This window comes from uncultured Phenylobacterium sp. (assembly GCF_902826855.1).
Classification (GTDB): Bacteria; Pseudomonadota; Alphaproteobacteria; order Caulobacterales; family Caulobacteraceae; genus Phenylobacterium.
Map to the genome: position 1 here is coordinate 18,326 of NZ_CADEGK010000076.1, position 1,551 is coordinate 19,876.

Annotated in this window: 2 protein-coding genes; both read left to right on the forward strand. The window is 70.0% G+C overall.

Annotated elements, in window-relative coordinates; genetic code table 11:
* Positions 1 to 374 (forward strand): response regulator (locus QZV94_RS12175; protein WP_293678154.1); only part of this gene is annotated, 374 nt, incomplete at its 5' end.
* Positions 375 to 443: 69 nt separating this feature from the next.
* Positions 444 to 1,478: an NADP-dependent oxidoreductase gene (locus QZV94_RS12180; RefSeq protein ID WP_293678155.1), complete on the forward strand. Its 1,035-nt coding sequence runs from the start codon at positions 444 to 446 to the stop codon at positions 1,476 to 1,478.
* Positions 1,479 to 1,551 lie beyond the last annotated feature (73 nt).

The following is a 1,551-nucleotide window of genomic DNA, read 5'->3' on the forward strand; positions in this document are numbered from 1 at the left end:
GGCCGCGTATGGGGCGAATTCTGGTTGTCGAAGACGATGCCTCGGTCGGAAGCCTGATCGCTGAGATTCTCGCGCAGGCCCAGTTGGAGGCTGTCTGCGTCCAGACGGACACGGATGCCTACGCCGCGCTTAGGGCCAACGCGTTCCAGGCGCTCGTGGTGGATGTGAACCTTGGCCGGGGGGCCACGGGCTATGACGTCGCCCGCTTCGCCCGCCAGTCGGTCCCTGACCTGCCGGTCGTCTACGTCAGCGGCGAGGCGTCGCCGGAAACATCCGAGGCCGCCGGCGTCCCCGACAGCGACTTCATCGTCAAGCCGTTCGAGCCTGCCCATCTCGTGGCCACCCTTCGGGCCCGGATGGCGAAGCTCGGGTAGCGCCGGCGCAGATGGGCGGCGGTCGACTCCGCCGGGGGCGGTCGCCATAAAGGCCGCGGGAGACACCGCATGAGCCCCATGAATCGCTACTGGACCCTGGCCGACCACCCGGTGCCCGCCTGGCCCGGCCCCGACACCTTCGAGCTGCGCGAGGCGCCGATCCCCAAGCCCGGCCCCGGCCAGGCGCTCACGCGGACGATCTACGTCTCGCTGGACCCCTACCAGTGGGGCTACAAGCGCCGCGGCGTCGAGCCGAAGGGCGCCCCCTGCCACGCCCGCACGGTGGCCCAGGTGGTGGAAAGCCGCATCGACGGCCTGGCCCCCGGCGACTTCGTGTTCTGCACCAACGGCTGGGCGGAATACGGCCTGATGGGCGATGGCGTTGAGCGCCCGGCCTACATGATCCCTCGCAAGCTCGACCCGGCCCGCGGCCGCATCTCCCAGGCCGTCGGCGTGCTCGGCATGTTGGGCCTGACGGCCTATGCCGGCATGATCCTCCAGTGCGACCCGAAGCCGGGAGAAACCGTGGTGGTGTCGGCAGCCTCCGGCGGCGTCGGCCAGATCGCCGGCCAGCTTGCCCGCCTCAGGGACGCCCGCGTCCTCGGCATCGCCGGCAAGGACGAGAAGTGCCGCTATGTGGCGGACGAACTGGGCTTCGACGCCTGCGTCTCCCACCTCAGCCCGACCTTCGCCCAGGACCTGGCGGCCGCCTGCCCGGCCGGCGTCGACGTCTATTTCGAGAACGTCGGCGGCGCGGTGTTCGACGCGGTGCTGCCCCTGTTCAACCCGGGCAGCCGGATGACCATCTGCGGCCTCATCGCCCACTACGGCGACGCCCCGGAGGCCAACGCCGGCGCCGAGTTGGCGAAACGCGCAAAAGCCCGCGGCGTCACCGTCTCGAACCTCTTCGTCGGCGACTACGTGGCCGACCATCAGGACGAATTCCTGGCCGACATGGGCGACTGGGTCGCGAAGGGCGAGGTCAAGTACCTCGAGGACATCCGAGAAGGCCTCGAAACCCTCCCCGCCGCTTTCGCCGAAATGCTCAAGGGCGGCAACTTCGGCAAGATGCTGGTGCGGGTGAGCGACGACCCGACGCTATAGGCCGGCCGGGCGCCCCGCGTGCGCCGACAGCTACCCTTGGCCGATCCGCGGAATAACTTCGCGTCGGGCCTCC

Bases quoted from the DNA above. Each gene is read 5' to 3' on its own strand.
- QZV94_RS12180 (WP_293678155.1), top strand. From the start codon at position 444: ATGAGCCCCATGAATCGCTACTGGACCCTGGCCGACCACCCGGTGCCC.